The sequence below is a fragment of the Methylomonas stagni genome (assembly GCF_050154735.1).
Classification (GTDB): domain Bacteria; phylum Pseudomonadota; class Gammaproteobacteria; order Methylococcales; family Methylomonadaceae; genus Methylomonas; species Methylomonas koyamae_A.
On the sequence record NZ_CP189557.1, the window covers coordinates 2,271,221 to 2,289,729 of the forward strand.

Genomic DNA, 18,509 nt, shown 5'->3' on the forward strand with positions numbered 1-18,509 from the left:
GGTTGGTCGGATTGAACGCATGGTTAGCCCTAGCCCTTCAACTATTTTCCTCGGAAACGGGCATTCCAGCGGCGCGTAATTCGCGCGTTAGCTCAGATTTCCACGTCCCGCGTTCATCCATTCGGATGTAGACAATGCCATCAAAGTCAGACGGCGTCTCCAACCCCGGAGTGATTAAAGCACAGACTCTTGGTTGGCCGAGGTGGGCGAGGAAGTAGCCTAGTTCCAAGACAACGTTTTGACGTGCTCGAGGCGCCTGAGGTCCTTCCCTATTTCCTCCGATGTCATCATCAGTCATTAGCACAACTGCAAACGTAACAAGTTCGGCTTCCTCGATAAACTTCGTGAGTAAATGGCGTCCCATGTTCGGTTGTTCGTGAAGAACTATCGCGTCAAGACCCAAGCCACGAAGTTCCTCGACTACGGCTACCCGAGCTGCTTCATTTTGTCCGTGGACCACAAACACTCGATTTGGCTCGCGATCGCTCATCGGTTTTCCGATTCGCTCTGGCTCAAGCGCTTTTCCATTGCGCTCGCTTACAACGTCATCAGAGCTAACTTCTTCGTCATTTGTTCTATGCGCGGCGGACCGAACGATGAAAGCAGAAAACAGTGAGTTCTCAGCAGTCGTTGCTTGAGGATTACCAAAAGAAAATTCGATAATTGCGTTTGCTCTGGCCCGACGACTCCCGACACCACGACCAGCTTCTAAACCGCCAACCCCTGCCTCAAGCAAAAAGTCATCGATTTCGGTATTACTCCATTCTGCAATTACATCACGACTCCGCAGTAGTTCCCTTCGGGCCGGAGCCGGTAACGGGCAGTTTCCGAATTTCCATGCTTCGGATTCTGCGGTCAGGTATCCCTCATTGCGGAGAATCGATAGTAGGCTGCGTTCCTTAACAGCCCAATGATTTCTATTGAATTCAAATTCCCCAATATCAAGCTCCTGCCTAAGCTTCCAGACATCATCGTTAACCAAGGACGTTTCCGTGGTTACTGGAGCTAGTACTAGGCCTATCCTTCCATTATCACCCTCGATATTCATTATCCTAGCAAGATGTACGACCTCTTCTCCACGCCCCTCCTGCATCAGTAGGCACGGCCAAGATTTCAGGAAATCAATTGCCTCGGCGGATAAGTTCTCCAGCTGATCTCGGATGGACGTGCTTGTGTATTCCAGAAATCGCCCGCGGTCGATTTTGATCGCGAAACTGAAGTCATCTTCTACGAGACCAGAAACGATAAGGCTATACATGGACTTTTCTTTTTCCTCTGTCCGGGTTAACTAGTTATTAAATCGATCTGTATATCTACCGAAAAATGATCGTCAACATGATAATTTGTTGATCTGCATATGCTCTTTCTTTCCGTATATCATTCGGCGGAGAAATAATGACCGGTAACGGCCAGTCTGCTGCCATTGAATCAGATCGAGCGACAGTCTGCAACGCTCGGGTCGATTCTGTTGAAAAAGCAAGTACCCCGCTACGGTGGGCACGATTTAGCAAGTAGCCTCGATGGAATCGAGGATTCGAAGGCCAACACCCTTACAATTTGCCGATGTTAGTCTGATGACGGATGGCCGAAACCCTAGATTCCGCCAACGCTGCATCGAGGCTACGCAAGACCTGCCCCGTTCGTGCAATCTCAAACAGCCCGGTGGGCACGATTTAGTGCCCACGCGGATTTAACGGTCAACGGTGGGCAAATTTGCCCACCCTACGTCTGCTAAAGGCACGTTACCGAACGATCAAAAATTTATAGTGCCGTCAGCAATTGGCCGATTCGTGATATTCCTAGCCTTGATTTTCGCTCAAAAGGGACATTCCCGCAGCACTGAAAGACTTGTACGCAACGCTCCGAGCAATTAACGCCAGACTCCGAGCCTTGCGGGCAACGCTAAAAGCCTTGCGCGCAAGGCAAAAGAAACTTTCGCAGCGCTAAATGACTTGTACGCAACTCTCCGAGCAATTAACGCGAGACTCCAAGCCTTGCGGGCAACGCTAAAAACCCTGAGCGCAAGGCAAAAAGCAATTCTCGCAACACTAAAAGCCTTGCGCGCAACTCTCCGAGCAATCAACGTAAGGCTCCGAGCCTTGCGGGCAACGCTAAAAACCCTGAGCGCAAGGCAAAAAGCAATTCTCGCAACACTAAAAGCCTTGCGCGCAACTCTCCGAGCAATCAACGCAAGGCTCGGAGCCTTGCGGGCAACGCTAAAAGCCTTGCGCGCAAGGCAAAAAGCGACTCTCGCGACACTAAAAGACTTGCTCGCAACTCTCCGAGCAATCAACGTAAGGCTCCGAGCCTTGCGGGCAACGCTAAAAGTCTTGCGCGCAACGCAAATAGTGATTCCCTCAACACTAAAAACCTTGTGCGCAACGCTCCGAACAGAAAAACGTATGGCGTATGGTTAAACCGGCATATCGATCGTGATTTGCTAACGGGTTATCGCGCGGATCGCCATCGTGACGACGGGATTCGGCGTATGCTCTTCGGAGAGCACGCCGGTCGGCAATTTGCCGGGTCGGTGGCACGGGCGCCAAGCGGACGGCTTTGCCAAGTCTTCGAACGGGTTGCGAAGTGCCGGGTTGAATATCCGGACTCGGCCATTCGGGGTTTGTGACCCGCTGTGTCGCAGCAGCAGATATCGTTTGGAAAAGGACTATTTCGACGGCGGTTACGGCCGTTTCGGCAAGTACTGTAAACCTTCGACGATCCGCTCCGACAAACCGGTGCGGCCGCGGCTTGAAATTTGTTAGTCAAAAGCATAAAGTAAGGAATCCTTACTTTATAGCTCGGACGTTGCCATGCTTGCCAAAATGACCTCAAAAAACCAACTCACACTCCCCAAAAGCATTACCGCTGCCGTCGGCGCCGAGGAATACTTTGACGTGGAAACCCGCAACGGCCAGATCATCCTGACCCCAGTGCGTATTCAGCGCGGCGATGCGGTGCGCGCAAAATTAGCTGAGTTAAATCTCCAGGAACAAGATATTAACGATGCGGTGGTTTGGGCAAGACAGGCTGCCGATGCAACATCCACCCACGATAAATGAGCAGCACAACCCATGCGCCGCGTGTGGTCATCGACACCAATCTGGTGCTGTCTGCCTTGGTATTTGCCCAAAGCCGTTTGACACCCTTGCGCCAAGCCTGGAAAAGCCAGCAGATTCTTCCCTTGCTGTCCAAAATCACCGTAGCGGAATTGATCCGAGTACTAAATTATCCCAAATTTAAACTCAGTACCTCTGACCAACAGGAACTGCTGGCCGATTATTTGCCGTATTGCCAAACCATCGTCATCCCTGAACCGCCACCCGTTACACCCGAATGCCGCGATGCGTTTGATCTGCCTTTCCTGCAGCTCGCCATAGCCGGGCAAGCCGATGCTCTGATAACTGGCGACCAGGAGTTATTGACGATTTCCGAGCCCTTTATCTGCCCGATTCTGACGGCGGAACAATTCTTGCCAAGCCTTAACGCATGACGACCAATAACATCGTCGTCAAACTACGGAACCGATGCAACTATTGATCGCCGCACTTGCCGAGCATTTCGAGCCAATGGCATCGACGAATTGCAGGTATAAAGCCGTGCCCAACCGCAAACCCGATGGCTACCGGATGGTCAATCCGCGCATCTCAACCCGGTAGCTTCGAATATCGAATTCCCAAAATTCGTTGGGAATCCTTACTATGAGGGGGTCGTAAAAGCCCCTCTCCTGGCGGGAGAGGGGTTGGGGTGAGGGGAAATTCACGGTAAGGCATTGATTTTATCCCCCTCACCCTGCCCTCTCCCGCGAGGAGGGGGTTCTGTTTCGACTTTTACGACACCCTCCTATGAAAGTTACCGGACGGCCGCCACCCAATCCGGTGTCGGAACGCTGTCAATCGCGGCTAAAGCCGCACCTACGCCACTGACTTTCATTTGCCGGAGCGATGCCTGCGGTTTCATGATCCCTTGACTGCTTGAGTTAAATGACCTGCCGTTTTTTCGGACTTAGGCATTCAAATCCGGAATACCGGCGGCCAGATGCTTGCGCAGCAAACCGATCTGTCTTTGCAATTCGTCTTCGGCGTCACCGACGGTTTTGAAGGTTTGTATCAGCTTTTGTTCGTTCAGCGCATCGGGATAATTCGCATCGACAAAATCCAATATTTCCGCGTCCATTTCGGTCATGCTGTTAACGATCTCTTCCATCTTGTTCAATACCGCGCGCAATTCGTTCAAGTCTTTTGCCATAAATACTCCTCCAGTTTGGTTAGTCTTCAATCAACGGCTTTTAGGCGGGATTGCTTAAAAGCCTGGTCAACCCGGCCAGCAAGGCCGAATTCCCGGTTACCCCACGTCAAGCGCGGGACTGTCGATGGCAGGCCGCGACTTGCGTACCTTTCGTCATCGAAAAACTTGTTTACGTCAAACAACCCGGTCGCGCCAAGCGTTCCCGATAGGCAATCGCAGCGTGCCTGCAATACAATATCGGCCCCGACCGTCCTGCCGGCGGCCGATATTTTGTTTATCCATTCATCCGCAACCAGCATGAGCAAAGACATCCGCATTCAGCGCCTGAGCGGCGCGGCCTTGATTCAATACATTCCCGAACTGGCGCGGCTGCGCATCGAGGTGTTCCGCGACTTCCCCTACTTGTACGACGGCGATTACGAGTACGAGAAAAAATACCTGCAAACCTATATCGACTGCCCGGACAGCGTGATCGTGCTGGCCTTCGACGGCGACGCCATCATCGGCGCCTCGACCGCGATCCCGTTGAAATACGAAACCGCCGAAGTCAAAAAGCCGTTCGTGGACCACCGTTACGATCCGGAGCAGGTGTTTTACTGCGGCGAATCGGTGCTGAACACGGCCTATCGCGGCCTGGGCATCGGCGTGAAATTTTTCGAGCAACGCGAAGCCCATGCCGCCGATTTGGGCGGCTTCAGGCACATCACGTTCTGTTGCGTCGAGCGCCCGGCCGATCATCCGCGCCGGCCGGCCGACTATGTGCCGCTGGACGCCTTCTGGAACAAACGCGGTTATTTCAAGCATCCGGAACTGAAAACCACCTATACCTGGAAAGATCTCGACGACGAGACCGAAACCCCCAAACCGATGACTTTTTGGTTGAGAGAAGACCGTGCCTAAAATCGCCAGCGCCCAATACGACATCAGTTTCCTGGAAACCTGGGAAAACTTCGCAGCCAAAGCCCGCCGCTGGGTACAAGACGCGGCCGACAACAAAGCCGACATCCTGCTGTTCCCCGAATACGCGTGCATGGAACTGGCATCCTTGTTTCCGAAGGATGTTTATTCGTCCTTGAACGGCCAACTGGATGCATTGCAAACCCTGCTGCCGCCATACCTGGATTTGTTCAAAACCCTGGCCGCCGAGCACCGGGTGTATATCCAGGCCGGCACGTTTCCTGTCAAACACGAAAACGGCGAATTCCGCAATCACGCCTATTTCTTCACGCCGCAGGGCGACGTGGACTATCAGGAAAAGCTGACCATGACCCGTTTCGAGAACGAGCAATGGCATATCTCGCGCGGTCTGGACATCAAAGTGTTCGACACCGTATTCGGCAAGATCGCGATCAACATCTGCTACGACAGTGAATTTCCCCACTACGCCCGCCAACAAGCCGAACGCGGCGCCACGTTGATCTTGGTGCCCAGTTGCACCGACACCGAAGCCGGTTATTATCGGGTACGGATCGGCTGCCAGGCCCGCGCGCTGGAAAACCAATGCTACGTCGTGCAATCCTCGCTGGTCGGCGACGCCGCCTGGTCCGAAGCGGTCGATGTCAATCGCGGCGCGGCAGCCATTTACACGCCGGTGGATCGCGGCTTTCCGAACAACGGCATTCTGGCGATCGGCGAGTACAACCAAGCCCAATGGGTTTACGCCGACCTGGATCTAGCCGCCGTCGAAACCGTGCGCCGGGAAGGCCAAGTGTTTAACTACCGCGACTGGCCCAAGCAGTTCGATTGCCGGTAATGGCCGACAAGTCCCGTACGGTTGGCCTTAAGGCTCGGCCAACCGTCTTTAGAAACCCGTCCAACGAGAACCCGCGACTGCGTTAATCCCCGACCGTGTAATCCCTAGACTCCATCATATTTTCCAGCATGCCGAACAGGCGTTGCGGCGTAATCAAACACCCGGCCGCTCCCGGTCTGGGCATGATTTCCACCGTGACTTCCTCGCGCGCCAGCTTGTTCAAGGTCTGATAGGTAAAGAAATCGACCGATTCCACACCCGGCGCCAGATGCGCCCATTCACCGGCGACGGCATCGGCCGCGTAGCGCTTGTAAGGCCAAACCGGCAGCGTATTCCGGCCATCGAGCTCCCGAATCAAAGGCTGCGGCCCCTCCTTCAGCCCCCAGACTTCGTCGGTCTCGAAGATTCGATACAGAAAATATTCCAATCGTTCTTCGTCACTCATATCCGGAACGGCGGCGATTTCTTCGGGATGGGGATCGTAGCGCATGTCGAGGCCTATGCTGATGAATTTGACTACAGTTCAGCAAAAATCGCACCATACCCGGCGCGCGTCGTCGGCGGCGGATTTTCCCCAGCCAACGAGTTGCTCGGCCAATGCGTCGTCGGACAGGCTCACCCACATTTGTCGCAAACCCGACATTCCTTCATCCGACCGAAAGACCGCTTTGCCAACCTGTTAAAAGCGCCCACATCGCGCCGCGACTCGAAGACTGCCCGACTATACCGTTTCGGCCCAATCGGTCGATAATGTCGGCACTTAACCGAATAGACGAAAACTGATGGACAACTCGACAATCGCCAATCCCGCCAGCAAACCCGCCCTACCCGAACATTCGATGATCGTTTCGATGCTGCGCATAATCGTCCAACCGCTAACGACGATGGCCGGCATACACGCCAAATACGGCGATTTGGCGCTGGGAACGGTCTTCAAGAAGAAGATACTGTTCGTCCGCGCACCGGAATACATCGAGCAAATTTTTAATCTGGAAGGCAAGGGCTTGCTGAACCGCGACTTCATGTACGACGCCAAGCAAGCGCTGTTCGGCAACGGCCTGATTAACAGCGAATCCGAGGTCTGGAGCAAGCAACGCCGCCTGATGCAGCCGATGTTCACCAAGGATGCCGTCAAAACGTGGGAACAACTGATCGTCGCCGAAGCGGCCGCTACCGCCGAACGCGTGAAGCTCGCGGCGGGCGGCGACGTTGATTTAAGCGCCGAGCTCCGCGGTCTGATTCAGCGCATCTTTCTGCAAGTCCTGCTCGGCAAATCGGTGGACCAGCTCAGCAACGGCGCGCAACTGATCAACGTCATCGACGTACTCAGCCGGGAATTGCCGCTGCAACTGGGCGTACATCTGATCTTCGGCCAGCGGCTGAAGCGCTGGATACCGCTACGAAGCAAGAACTACCGCGCGGCGGTTGAGTATCTGAAAACCTTTCTCTACGCCGAAATCGAACAAAAACGCGCGAATCCAGGACAAGACCTGATTTCACTGTTGCTGCAAGCCCAGGACCGAAGCACCGGCTATACGATGCCGAACGACTTGCTGCGCGACGAATCGGTCACGCTGTTTTTTGCCGGCCAGGAAACCACGATCAACACGCTGTTATGGTTTTTTTATCTGACCGGCAAGCATCCGGCGGTGCGCGAAAAAATCGCCGCCGAAATCGCCAGCTTGCCGAACGAACCGCTCCAGGCCGGCCATCTGGCCCAACTGAGCTACACCAAGGCGGCCTTAAACGAAACCCTGCGCCTGTATCCGCCCACCTCGGCGCTGACCACGCAGGCGCTGGCGGACATCGAGCTTGGCGACTACGCCATCGCCAAGGACACCATCCTCCTGTTGACGATGCACGCCACCCACCACAATCCGCGCCTATGGCCTCGCCCCGACGAATTCGACCCGAACCGATTTCTGGACGATAGCGTTGCGCAACGCCACAAATTTGCGTTCTTTCCGTTCGGCGGCGGCCTGCACAATTGCATCGGCAAGCATTTCGCCGAACTGGAAATGTTGCTGATCATCGCCAGCTTCTTTCGGGCATTCCGCTTCGAAACCGACATTACCCTCAAGGAAGCCTTTAGCGTAACGCTGAAACCGGACGGCCCTGTGGTGGGGCGAGTGTCGGCCGATTCGCCACCGGCCGGGCAGCGAAATCCAAACTCAGCACGGTAAGGATTGGCCGATCTGGGAGCCGCAAACCAAGTCGTCCGAATCTTACTGAGTCAACGGCTTCTGCGCTTCGATGCCGGCCCGTTCCGCGACGCAATCGCGGTTCGGCGCCACGGCCTCCTCGCTCAAATCGTCCAATTCGTCTTTCGCCTGACTCAAATCGTCCTGAAAATGACGGTCGGCATGGAGCTTAGCGACCGTATACGCGCCCAGGTAGCGTCCCCATACAGTATCGCTATACCAATGTACGTTACAGACCACCCGACTTAATCCGAAAGCCTGGGCGCGGGCTAGAATCGCATCGGCCCGCGCGGGAACCAGTTCGGCCAAAATCAAGCCCCAAGCCATGCCGATGGCATTGTGTCCGGACGGATAGGAACCGCCGGCCTCCAGACGGGCACGATCGTCCGGCGTGCAAAACCGGGCGTCGTTGACCATGAACGGCCGAGGACGTTTGTATCTATCCTTTGCCGCGCCGGTGGCCGCGCCCGCGTCCTGCTTGACCTTCTTCAACAGCTTCACCAAATGGGGGGTATGTTGCTCGTCCACCGGCACGCCCAGCGCGCAGGCATAGGCGCTCGCGGCATTCGGGAAACTCAGGTCGGCATCCTGTATCGCCAACGCCCAGGCAGGCGTATTGCGCAACGCAAAGCTTTTCTGGGCGTAGATCAAATCCAACGCAAAACTCGCCGACCCGTCCGCCGGCGGTAGCGGCAACAAACCCAAGCTGTCCGGGATCGCGTTGGTCGGCAAATAGCCACGGTCTCTATTGCCGCCGATTTCCGGCGGAATCGGCGTCGCGCCGGCATCCGCCAACACATCCTGCAACGCGCCGCTTAAGCACAAAACGGCAAACAGCCGTCCCCAAATTTGATAAGTTCTGTTCCGCATGGACTGACTCCCGGTCACCGAGTGGTGGGCTGATGAAGAATGCAACGACTGATTGCTCCGCATGCAGCATAGAAGACAATTCCCTGTTCGGCAAAATCGTCGGCTCTCGAACGGTAACCTTAACGGCGGGGCGCTTCGCGACGCGATGTCTTGAAGCAAGGCTGGCCCTGGAACCGCTTTCCAAACGACAGGGTAAACCCGACTCGCGGCGTTCGAGTCGGCGATCCGGCTGCGTGCTTTGCCCGCTATCGATGTCGCAGTTTGCCAACCCGATCGCGCGCGGTTGATTAGCAGGGGCTCACATCGAAAACGTACGTCACATGCATCAAGTCAATTCCTTCAGTCGTCTGACCGCCGTGCGCACGATCGTTTTCATCCCGACGCCACCATGACTCAGATGCGCGACGACTTGGCGGCGCAAACTGGGCGCCATGAACTCCCTCATGTGCGACACCAATCCCTGAACGGCCTCTTCTTCCGGATAGGCTTCGTAAAACCGGCCCACGTCGTTCAGATTGTTGAGTAGTTGCTCCAGCGTTTTCGTCGGCGCCGGCGCCGAAATCAACCGTTCGTAGATGCGATGTTGCATGGTTTTCTATCCTCCCGGCGTGTGCGACTACAAGTCTTTATATCAATTAAGATATATCGTTAGGCGATTATACGCATACTCAGACCAACCGAACCAGAGAATACATTGGGATGCAGCCATTACATTTAGGAAATTTACTATTCGCAACGAGTAAAAAATGACCGAAACCCGACAGACTTCTGTCCGAGCTTTCAACAAATCGTCGGCTAAAAACAGGCTCACAACAGGAAACAATCAACAGTAAATAATTATTTTTTATATATTTTTATAGAATCCATCCACCTCCATGGACTAATCGGCGCCGCGTGAATCTCGGCAGCCGCGCTCAGCGGATCGATTTGCGAGTAAAACTGCCCATTCGTAGATGCGCGCGATCATACGATATATACTAAACGATATATCCATAAGCACATCCCACCTCGCTCTATGGATAAGCACCCACCCAGCCGGTCTCGCTCGTTTCGAATCCGGCGGGCAACGACCTATTTCGATCTACATAACCCGGACCTCAGTCCGGAAAACGCTTTGGAGAACACTCGATGACGCATCAATGCGGCAATTGCGGCTGCGGCGGCGATTTCGGCACGCCGGCAAAAATCTCGGACACGCTGGTGGAACTGGAAATCGATCTGGTCAAAATCAACGTGCCGCAAGGCACCTCTCTATTGCGCGCCGCCGCGATGGCCGGTATCGAAATTCCCAAGTTATGCGCGACCGAAAGCCTGGAACCGTTCGGCTCCTGCCGCCTCTGCCTGGTGCAGGTCGAAGGCCGGCGCGGCTATCCGGCATCTTGCACCACGCCGGCCGAAGCCGGCATGGTGATCAAGACTCAAACGCCGCAACTCGCCAACATTCGGCGCGGTGTGATGGAACTGTATATTTCCGACCACCCGCTGGATTGCCTGATATGTCCGGCCAACGGCCACTGCGAATTGCAAACCATGGCCGGCCGGGTCGGCTTGCGCGAAGTACGTTACGGCTACGAAGGCCACAACCATTTATCGCTGACCAAGGACGAATCCAACCCCTATTTCAGTTACGACCCGTCCAAATGCATCGTCTGCAACCGTTGCGTGCGTGCCTGCGAACAAATCCAGGGCACATTTGCATTGACGATAGACGGACGCGGTTTCGAATCGCGGGTATCGGCGGGACAGAATCAACCGTTTCTGGATTCGGAATGCGTATCCTGCGGCGCCTGCGTATTGTCCTGCCCGACCGCGACCTTGATGGAAAAGACGCTGATCGAACACGGCCAGACCGACGATCACATCGTCACGACTTGCGCTTATTGCGGCGTCGGCTGTTCGCTGGTCGCCGAGGTCAAGGGCGACCAGGTCGTCAACCTGTTTCCGAATAAGAACGGCCACGCCAACCACGGCCACGCCTGCGTCAAGGGCCGCTTCGCCTGGGGTTACGCCAATCATCCCGACCGGCTGACCAAGCCGATGATTCGCGAGAAAATCACTGATCCGTGGCGGGAAGCCAGTTGGGAACAGGCCATTCAGTTTGCGGCGGAAAAATTCAAAGCCATCCAGGCCAAATACGGCAAAAACGCGATTGGCGGCCTGGTATCGTCCCGCTGTACCAACGAAGAGGATTATCTGGTACAGAAACTGGTGCGGGCAGCGTTCGGCAATAACAACGTCGACACTTGCGCGCGAGTGTGCCATTCGCCGACCGGTTATGGCTTGAGCGCGACCTTCGGTACCTCGGCCGGCACCCAGAGCTTCGATTCGGTGATGGATGCCGACGTGGTGATGCTGATCGGCGTCAACCCGACCGACGGCCATCCGGTGTTCGGCTCGCAATTGAAGCGCCGCCTGCGCCAAGGTGCCAAACTGGTTGTCGTCGATCCGCGCGAAATCAATCTGGTCGACTCCGCCCACATCAAGGCGGATTTCCATCTCAAACTGCGCCCCGGCACCAACGTGGCGATGGCGAATGCACTGGCGCACGTTGTTGTCGGCGAAGGTTTGTACGACGAAGCTTTTATCGACCAGCGTTGCGACAGCCAGGAATTCGCCAAATGGAAGGACTTCATTCTGGACCCGCGCCACTCGCCGGAAGAAACGGCGGCGATTACCGGCGTGCCCGCCGAACAGGTACGCCTCGCCGCGCGCTTGTTCGCCGGCGGCGGCAACGGCGCGATTTATTATGGTTTGGGCGTGACCGAACACAGCCAGGGTTCGACGATGGTCATCGCCATCGCCAACCTGGCGATGGCGACCGGCAACATCGGCCGGCCCGGCGTCGGCGTGAATCCGTTGCGCGGCCAAAACAACGTGCAAGGTTCCTGCGACATGGGCGCCTTCCCGCACGAATTGCCCGGCTACCGCCACGTCTCCAACGACGCGGCGCGCGCCACGTTCGAACAAGCCTGGGGCGTGGAACTGCAAAACGAACCCGGCCTGCGCATTCCGAACATGTTCGAAGCCGCGTTCGACGGCACCTTCAAGGGTCTATATTGCCAGGGCGAAGACATCGCCCAATCCGACCCGAACACCCAACACGTCGAAGCCGCACTGCGGGCGATGGAATGCATCGTCGTGCAGGACTTGTTCCTGAACGAGACCGCCAAATTCGCCCACGTGCTGTTGCCCGGCGCGTCGTTCCTGGAAAAGGACGGCACCTTCACCAATGCCGAACGGCGGATTTCCAGGGTACGCAAGGTCAAGGCGCCGCTGGGCGGATACGGCGATTGGGAAGCGACGATGATGCTGGCTAACGCGATGGGCTACCCGATGCACTACGATCATCCGTCGCAAATCATGGACGAGATCGCCGCGCTGACGCCGACTTTCAACGGCGTCAGCTACCAAAAATTGGAACAAATGGGCAGCATTCAGTGGCCCTGCAACGACAGTGCCCCCGACGGTACGCCGACGATGCACATCGACGGTTTCGTGCGCGGCAAGGGCCGCTTCATGACCACCGAATACGTCGCCACCGACGAAAAAGTCACCCGCCGCTTCCCGCTGATTTTGACCACCGGTCGGATTCTGTCGCAGTACAACGTCGGCGCCCAAACCCGGCGCACCAAGAATACCGCATGGCATCCGGAAGACATCCTGGAAATCCATCCGCACGACGCCGAGGAACGCGGCATCGTCGACGGCGATTGGGTCGGCATCCAAAGCCGGGCCGGCGAAACGGTATTGCACGCCAAAGTCTCGAGCCGGGTGCAGCCCGGCGTGGTCTACACCACTTTCCACCACCCGTTTTCCGGCGCCAACGTCATCACCACCGACAACTCCGACTGGGCCACTAACTGCCCGGAATTCAAGGTCACCGCGGTGCAGGTCGTTAAAGTCGCGTTGCCTTCTGAATGGCAGCAACGCTATCTGCAATTTCGAACCGCGCAGGAAAACTTCTTGAAACGCCCCAAAGCGTCGGCCGACGGCTAAACCGTGCGAAGACCGGCGTTCGCCAGCGCTAAGCGTCGGCGCACCCACTTACCCAGGAGACAGACCATGACCGCATCCGACTTTGATTCAAAGTCGCCGGCACCCGCCGGCGAGTCGAACGCCGATTGCCATGCCGCCTCCGGCCCGATGGAGGTCGGTGACGAGGTGCACTGGAAGCCGGCTTCCACCGGCCTGGAGTTTCCGGCCGTGCCGTTTCCGTCCCGGCGGGTTTTCGAAGTGGCCGGCGCAAGCCTGCTCAGAGCGTTGGTCCGCCGCCATCACCAACGCTTGTTGAATACGCCGATCGGACATTTGTTTCCGAAAGATCCCGCGCGCTTCGCGGCCGGCGTCGAAAAAACCGCCGATTTCATCGTCGAAGCGACCGGCGGTCCGGCCTTGTTTACCGCCAACCACGGTCATACCTGCATGCGCTCCCGGCATTTTCCGTTTACGATAGACGAACTGGCCCGCGAGATTTGGCTGGCGCAACTGTTGTCGGCCTTCGACGACGTCGGTTTTCCGGACGAGGTTAGAGAGGAATACTGGAATTGGGTGGAATCGTTGTCGATACGCGTGATCAACCGGCGCACGATGCGCGCGGCACCGCGCCGCATCCCTCTGGCCGGCGCGGCCACCGAATTGGCCGACGCTCTGGCTTTGCAACGACGGGTCGCGGCCGTCGCCGTCTAAGGGATTGGCCGTGAACACCGAACCGCTTTCGACGTCCGCCGATCAACAAGCCATGCGCTTCGGCCTGTTCGCCAATTTCGAGAATCCGGGCGGCGGTTCTTGTGCCGAAGCCCTGCGGGAAAGCATGCTGACGGTCCAACATGCCGAACGCCTGGGATTTGCCGAAGCCTGGATCACCGAACACCATTTCAACCCGTTCAGCGTCAGCGCGGCGATCTTTCCGCTTTTGAGCTATCTGGCGGCCGCCACCACGACGATCCGGCTCGGCAGCGCGGCGGTACTGCTGCCGATACGCGATATTTTGCAAGTTGCCGAAGACGCCGCCACCGTCGACGCCCTCTCCGGCGGCCGCTTGCTGTTAGGCGTCGCACGCGGCGGACCGTTTCCGCTGCAATTTCAACATTTCGGCGTCGATCAGGCGACGAGCCGCGAGCGCTTGTTGGAGGGCGCGCTTTTGCTGGAGAAATTGCTGACCGAAGAAAACGTCGATTTCGACGGTCGTTATTACCGCTACCAACAAGTGTCGATCTACCCTCGCCCAAGGCAATCCCGAATTCCAATCTGGCTGGCCGCCCTGTCTCCGGAAAGTATCGCGCTGGCCGCCACGCGCGGTTACGGACTGATGGGTGCGTCGGCCGCGCCGGTCGAAAAGCTACATACCGCGTTGGCGAGCTACCGGGCTCGCGCCGCGCAAACGGCGCCGCCCTTCGTATTGTCGCGTTACTTTTTTGCGCCGAACATCGGCGCGCGGCGATCGACGCCGCCTTGCCCTTCGTCCGCGATTTCGCCCGCAACATGGGCGCGGCAATCCAACGCGCCGCGCAAAGCGGATCGGCGGAACTGCCGTTCGGCGTCGAAGCCGAAGCGTTTGCCGAGGCACGCATCCTGGCGAACGCCATCGTCGGCGACGTCGCGGAATGTCTGGATAAAATCCGGGCACTGCACCATGCGCTGGGTCCGCATACCTTGATCTTGAAACCCGCTTCCTACAATCCGCTCGCCAACCGCGCCGCATTGAGCTTGATCGCCGGGCATCTCGACCTGACCAAGGCCTGATACGGCGACGGCCCTCTATTGCTCGTTACCGTAGCGGCCCAGCAACTGACGCTCACGGATTCTACGCCGCGAATCCGCTCAACACCCGGCGCAGCCAGGCCAAACAACTACTCCGTCATCCGCTTCAAGCGATCGAAGGCCGCGGCCATGTCCGCCGGCGCCACATCGCTAATCGCCGCGCCGGGCCACAAATTTTCGCCGGCCAACCAGCGTTCCGGATTCGCGGCATCCGCCAGCGCCAGGGTCACGGCGTGGTTCAGCTCATACAAACCCCAGTCGTAACCGGCATCGCGTAACGTCGACTGCAAGGCGTTTTGAATCAAACTTCGAAACTGACGATGCGGCTCGGAATAAGGTATTTCGGTAATCCGCCCTTTCGCCGCGTCGACGCAAGCCTAGCGGTCGTAACAAGCATGGCCGCGGCAGGCCAAGGGCCGAACCGGATAAATCATGCACACGCCGCGTTCCAAAAACGGGCAGCGCCGACGCAAGGCCACCCGCCGGGCCTCGTCCAGACCGGCGGTTTCCGCATTGGCCTTGACCACCCGTTTCGCCAAATTCAGTTCCCGGCCGCGCGCTTGACCGTGGCGAATAAAGCGTTCGATTAACAGCACTTCCGGTGCGGTCGCGGTGACCCGCAACGTGCAGCAGGTAGCGCAGCCCTTGTCGCAATCGACCGGCGGATAATCGCCGGCCTCGAACCCGACGTTGCCGTCGAAACTGGAAAACGCTTGGGTCAATATCGCGCCGATCAAATCGCCGCCGCGAAAGCTGGCCAGCGTCTCGGCAAAGGCTTGAGCCTGGGCCGCGTAAAAGCCTAAAGCGTCTTCAGTCCGCATGCCTGCTCCTTTACGGCGTCCATCGTCCGTCGCCTCAATCGCCCGGTTTCAGGCATGACGTGGTTTTAGCCGGGGTGTAGTCGAAAAACATTCCGGTCTTGAAACTCTCCGCCATGTGTTCGGCGCGAGCGATGGCTTGCTCGGCCGCCGCCGGCGGCAGTACTTCCCGGGCAACGGGCCGAAAATACGCCAGCCAAATATCGAAGTCTTCGATTTGTATGGGTAAGCGCGCATGCACCGGATACGGGCTGCCGTGGTAACGGTCGGTAGCCAACAGGGTGCGCGACCAAAAGTTCTCGACGACTCGGTGATGGGCGTCCCAATCGTCAATGACGCCGTCAAAAATACCTTTCAGGCGCGAGTCGGCGCTGGCCCGCTCGTAAAACACCCGCACCAGATCGGCGATCTGGCTCTCGGTCGCGATTAAATCTTCGTTTTGCATGACAAGCTCCTCCCAATAATCGTAACTGCATTCACATCCTCCGCGCCGGCACCCAAGGCGGATAAGCGTCTAGCTAGCGGCCCTTTCTCCTGAAAACGGCGCCGGCGTTGATGGCAAGGGTTCGCTCTATTACCTTGCTCATTTCGGTCGGTCATGGCCGCGGATCCAAAAATGGGGCGATCGGTGCCGAAGAGCCGTTGGCGCCGACCGCCGGAATCGCCAGCAGCTCGTCTTTGCCCAAGTTTGCGCCCAAGACGTGGCCGGCTTGGACTTGCAGGTCGCCGCCGAGGTGGCCGTGGGCGACGGTGAGCTGAGGATGATCGAACGGCGCCCTTTGGTATCTGACCCGCTCGTCGGTCAACGAGAGCAAAAAATTAGTCAGATCGGTGACGTTTTGTTCCGTCGTCGTCAACGTCGAAAAACCGGCCAGATGAAAATGCAGGCTATCGCTGCTGAAATTGCCGTGCCGGCTATAAAACTCGATCACTTGCCGTAGAGTCGCCATGCCGCCGTTATGCATATAAGGGCCGGTCAATTCCACGTTGCGCAAGGTCGGCACTTTGAACGCGCCGTGGGTCGCCACGGCCATTTTACTGGCGGACAAATTGGCTAGCGCGGCGGCCGGAGTGGGGATATAAGCCGTCACCGCATTCGTGCAGTTTTGATTGCGCAACACGCCTTCGCGGCTACCGTCGGCCTGCAAGCCGTCGCTAGGCAAAAATACATTGGGCAGATTCAGCGCAACGTTATAGGCCAGCGGGCTGATAAAATCGCAGGCGCGGATGCTGTTCACGCCCGGATCGAGCAAGCCCGTCGCGTTGCCCAACAAATACTCGACATATTGCGCGCTAAAGGACAAGGGATTACCGAAATCGTCCGTGCCGCCGACGCCCGGATCGTCTTCCACATCGACGGCGCCGTTATTGGCGTAGCCCAAGTCCATGAATTTCGGTAACTGCTGAATGTTCGTGTCGCGGGTGACGATATTGCCGTAGCGATTGATGCCGCCCTTGGCGGCGGCGCCGAACGGGCCGAAGGCATTCGGACCGAACGCGATTGGCGTATCCGGGGGACCGAAGCTGGCGCCTGGCGTCGGCGTCAACAACGCCGCATTGGCCGCCACCGCCGCCAAACTAAACGCCGGGCCGGCATGGCACAGATTGCAATGATTGTTCACGAACAATTCCACGCCGTTTTTTAACGAGGCCACCAAGGCCTGGGTTTCCGCCGGCGTGGCGGCGGCGACGTTGCTCCAAGTCGGTTTCATGTTGGCGTCGATCGGGCTGAGATCGAACGGCGCCAGGTCGGAGATCAAGGTCGATTCGTACAACTGTATGGCCAAACCGAAGAACATCGCGAAATTGGCCTCGATCTGGTTGTAAGGCAAGCCGCCGCCGACCGGCGCGCCGAACGGACCGGTGCCGCTGTAGGACCAATAGCGCGAAGCAAAGGCGCGGGTGACCAGATTGCGGTAAGTCGTATTCAAGCCCGGCTTCCGGTTCGCGGCCAGACTCATCGCGCCCAACACGCTATCCTGGGGATGCACCAGTTGGTCGCGCAACACTTGCCGCGACAACACCTTGCGGCCTATGTCCTGCCAATGCCGGCCGCCGCAGCTCATTTCGGCGCTGTTGGTCGGCGGCGCGACCGCCTGCGAGGCCAACGAAGCATTGACCAAGTGCAGCCGTTGCTTGGCGACGGTTTTGGCATTCGTTTTCACCCAGACGCCGGCGTCCGGATCGCGCTCGCCCCACGGGCTGCTGCCGTTGAAAATATTATTGGCGCGGCCATCCCAAAAACTGCGGTGGTTGAACACCGCGTTGATCACGCTGGGCGCGTTGCGGGCCGTGGTTTGCCGGGTACCGACCGAACCGACCTTGAACAGCGGATCGGCGGAGCGCGCGCATCGATCGTTGGCGGAACCGAATTGCGATACGCTTTGATATTGCCCGCTAAAACTGCCGGCGGAGCCGACCACGTCGTCGCTGCTGAACACCACCCGGCTGGTGTTGTCGGCCGGATTGCTGAATTGATGCAACGGAAAGTCGTCCAGGCTGAGCGTGTGATTCGGACCGCCGCCACCGGAAGGCAGGGTATCGAATGTCCGGCCGCTAGCATGGACGCTGTTCCCACCAGGATTGAGCTGATTTTTGACCCGCCCGTCGGCGCCGGCGTGGAAATGGCAGGACGCGCAGGCCTGACCGTCGCTGCCGACCGCCTGATCCCAGAACAAAGCCTTGCCCAACGCGATCGCGGCGTTTTTATCGACGACGATGGGCGCGGCGCCGTCCAGCAGGCCCGGCACCGGCGGTATCGGCACGTTGCGCAAGGATACCGGCACCGGGCCTATCGCCAGCGCCGCTTGTGCCGCCAACAAAGCGCCGGCCAACATGACTAAAGGAATGACTCGCATGACC

At 57.6% G+C, this 18,509-nt stretch carries 17 protein-coding genes; 8 read left to right on the forward strand and 9 right to left on the reverse strand.

Annotated elements, in window-relative coordinates; translation table 11 throughout:
- Positions 1 to 37: 37 nt before the first annotated feature.
- Entirely contained in the window at positions 38 to 1,258 is a 1,221-nt protein-coding gene (locus ACP4CD_RS10645; RefSeq protein ID WP_426994527.1) for a TIR domain-containing protein, read from the reverse strand.
- Between the two features lie 1,552 nt (positions 1,259 to 2,810).
- On the opposite strand from ACP4CD_RS10645, the gene ACP4CD_RS10650 reads away from it, so the two are divergent.
- Both ACP4CD_RS10650 and ACP4CD_RS10655 read left to right on the forward strand, forming a co-directional pair.
- Complete coding sequence (locus ACP4CD_RS10650) at positions 2,811 to 3,059, forward strand: AbrB/MazE/SpoVT family DNA-binding domain-containing protein (RefSeq protein ID WP_064027234.1); 249 nt, start codon at positions 2,811 to 2,813, stop codon at positions 3,057 to 3,059.
- On the forward strand, positions 3,056 to 3,490 hold the full coding sequence (locus ACP4CD_RS10655; RefSeq protein ID WP_071158557.1) for a putative toxin-antitoxin system toxin component, PIN family: 435 nt from the start codon (positions 3,056 to 3,058) through the stop codon (positions 3,488 to 3,490). The genes ACP4CD_RS10650 and ACP4CD_RS10655 overlap by 4 nt, the downstream gene beginning before the upstream one ends.
- Positions 3,491 to 4,002: 512 nt before the next feature.
- Here ACP4CD_RS10655 and ACP4CD_RS10660 read toward each other — a convergent pair.
- On the reverse strand, positions 4,003 to 4,245 hold the full coding sequence (locus ACP4CD_RS10660) for a hypothetical protein (RefSeq protein WP_426994528.1): 243 nt from the start codon (positions 4,243 to 4,245) through the stop codon (positions 4,003 to 4,005).
- 297 nt (positions 4,246 to 4,542) lie between these two features.
- Here ACP4CD_RS10660 and ACP4CD_RS10665 point away from each other — a divergent pair, with 297 nt between their 5' ends.
- Both ACP4CD_RS10665 and ACP4CD_RS10670 read left to right on the forward strand, forming a co-directional pair.
- Positions 4,543 to 5,145, forward strand: a complete 603-nt coding sequence (locus ACP4CD_RS10665) for a GNAT family N-acetyltransferase (protein ID WP_426994529.1) — start codon at positions 4,543 to 4,545, stop codon at positions 5,143 to 5,145.
- Positions 5,138 to 5,998: a carbon-nitrogen hydrolase family protein gene (locus ACP4CD_RS10670; RefSeq protein ID WP_426994530.1), complete on the forward strand. Its 861-nt coding sequence runs from the start codon at positions 5,138 to 5,140 to the stop codon at positions 5,996 to 5,998. Before ACP4CD_RS10665 ends, ACP4CD_RS10670 begins: the two co-directional genes overlap by 8 nt.
- Before the next feature lie 82 nt (positions 5,999 to 6,080).
- On the opposite strand, the gene ACP4CD_RS10675 is transcribed toward ACP4CD_RS10670, so the two are convergent.
- Positions 6,081 to 6,488 (reverse strand): DUF2750 domain-containing protein, encoded by a 408-nt coding sequence (locus ACP4CD_RS10675; protein ID WP_064026659.1) that lies wholly within the window; start codon positions 6,486 to 6,488, stop codon positions 6,081 to 6,083.
- Between the two features lie 292 nt (positions 6,489 to 6,780).
- On the opposite strand from ACP4CD_RS10675, the gene ACP4CD_RS10680 reads away from it, so the two are divergent.
- Positions 6,781 to 8,181, forward strand: a complete 1,401-nt coding sequence (locus tag ACP4CD_RS10680) for a cytochrome P450 (RefSeq protein ID WP_426994531.1) — start codon at positions 6,781 to 6,783, stop codon at positions 8,179 to 8,181.
- Positions 8,182 to 8,223: 42 nt separating this feature from the next.
- Here the strand turns inward: ACP4CD_RS10680 and ACP4CD_RS10685 are convergent, their stop codons facing one another.
- Both ACP4CD_RS10685 and ACP4CD_RS10690 read right to left on the reverse strand, forming a co-directional pair.
- Positions 8,224 to 9,069 (reverse strand): acid phosphatase, encoded by an 846-nt coding sequence (locus tag ACP4CD_RS10685; RefSeq protein WP_071158547.1) that lies wholly within the window; start codon positions 9,067 to 9,069, stop codon positions 8,224 to 8,226.
- A gap of 325 nt (positions 9,070 to 9,394) precedes the next feature.
- A complete protein-coding gene (locus tag ACP4CD_RS10690) occupies positions 9,395 to 9,658 on the reverse strand; it encodes a formate dehydrogenase subunit delta (RefSeq protein ID WP_064026665.1) in 264 nt (87 codons plus the stop codon).
- Positions 9,659 to 10,197: 539 nt separating this feature from the next.
- Between ACP4CD_RS10690 and fdhF the strand changes: the two genes are divergently transcribed.
- The 3 genes from fdhF to ACP4CD_RS10705 all read left to right on the forward strand — a co-directional run bounded on the left by fdhF (position 10,198) and on the right by ACP4CD_RS10705 (position 14,725).
- Positions 10,198 to 13,065 carry a formate dehydrogenase subunit alpha gene (fdhF, locus tag ACP4CD_RS10695; protein ID WP_426994532.1) on the forward strand — a complete coding sequence of 956 codons (2,868 nt, stop codon included), beginning with the start codon at positions 10,198 to 10,200 and terminating at the stop codon, positions 13,063 to 13,065.
- A gap of 66 nt (positions 13,066 to 13,131) precedes the next feature.
- Positions 13,132 to 13,755, forward strand: coding sequence for a hypothetical protein (locus tag ACP4CD_RS10700; RefSeq protein ID WP_426994533.1), 624 nt, complete (start codon positions 13,132 to 13,134; stop codon positions 13,753 to 13,755).
- Positions 13,756 to 13,765: 10 nt separating this feature from the next.
- Positions 13,766 to 14,725: an LLM class flavin-dependent oxidoreductase gene (locus ACP4CD_RS10705; protein WP_426994534.1), complete on the forward strand. Its 960-nt coding sequence runs from the start codon at positions 13,766 to 13,768 to the stop codon at positions 14,723 to 14,725.
- 193 nt (positions 14,726 to 14,918) lie between these two features.
- On the opposite strand, the gene ACP4CD_RS10710 is transcribed toward ACP4CD_RS10705, so the two are convergent.
- From ACP4CD_RS10710 to ACP4CD_RS10725, 4 genes are all read right to left on the reverse strand, one after another.
- Positions 14,919 to 15,134 (reverse strand): hypothetical protein, encoded by a 216-nt coding sequence (locus ACP4CD_RS10710; protein WP_426994535.1) that lies wholly within the window; start codon positions 15,132 to 15,134, stop codon positions 14,919 to 14,921.
- Between the two features lie 72 nt (positions 15,135 to 15,206).
- On the reverse strand, positions 15,207 to 15,650 hold the full coding sequence (locus tag ACP4CD_RS10715; protein WP_426994536.1) for a YkgJ family cysteine cluster protein: 444 nt from the start codon (positions 15,648 to 15,650) through the stop codon (positions 15,207 to 15,209).
- Between the two features lie 34 nt (positions 15,651 to 15,684).
- On the reverse strand, positions 15,685 to 16,092 hold the full coding sequence (locus tag ACP4CD_RS10720; RefSeq protein WP_064025871.1) for a group III truncated hemoglobin: 408 nt from the start codon (positions 16,090 to 16,092) through the stop codon (positions 15,685 to 15,687).
- A 151-nt stretch (positions 16,093 to 16,243) separates the two neighbouring features.
- Positions 16,244 to 18,505: a cytochrome c peroxidase gene (locus tag ACP4CD_RS10725; RefSeq protein WP_426994537.1), complete on the reverse strand. Its 2,262-nt coding sequence runs from the start codon at positions 18,503 to 18,505 to the stop codon at positions 16,244 to 16,246.
- Positions 18,506 to 18,509: the final 4 nt, after the last annotated feature.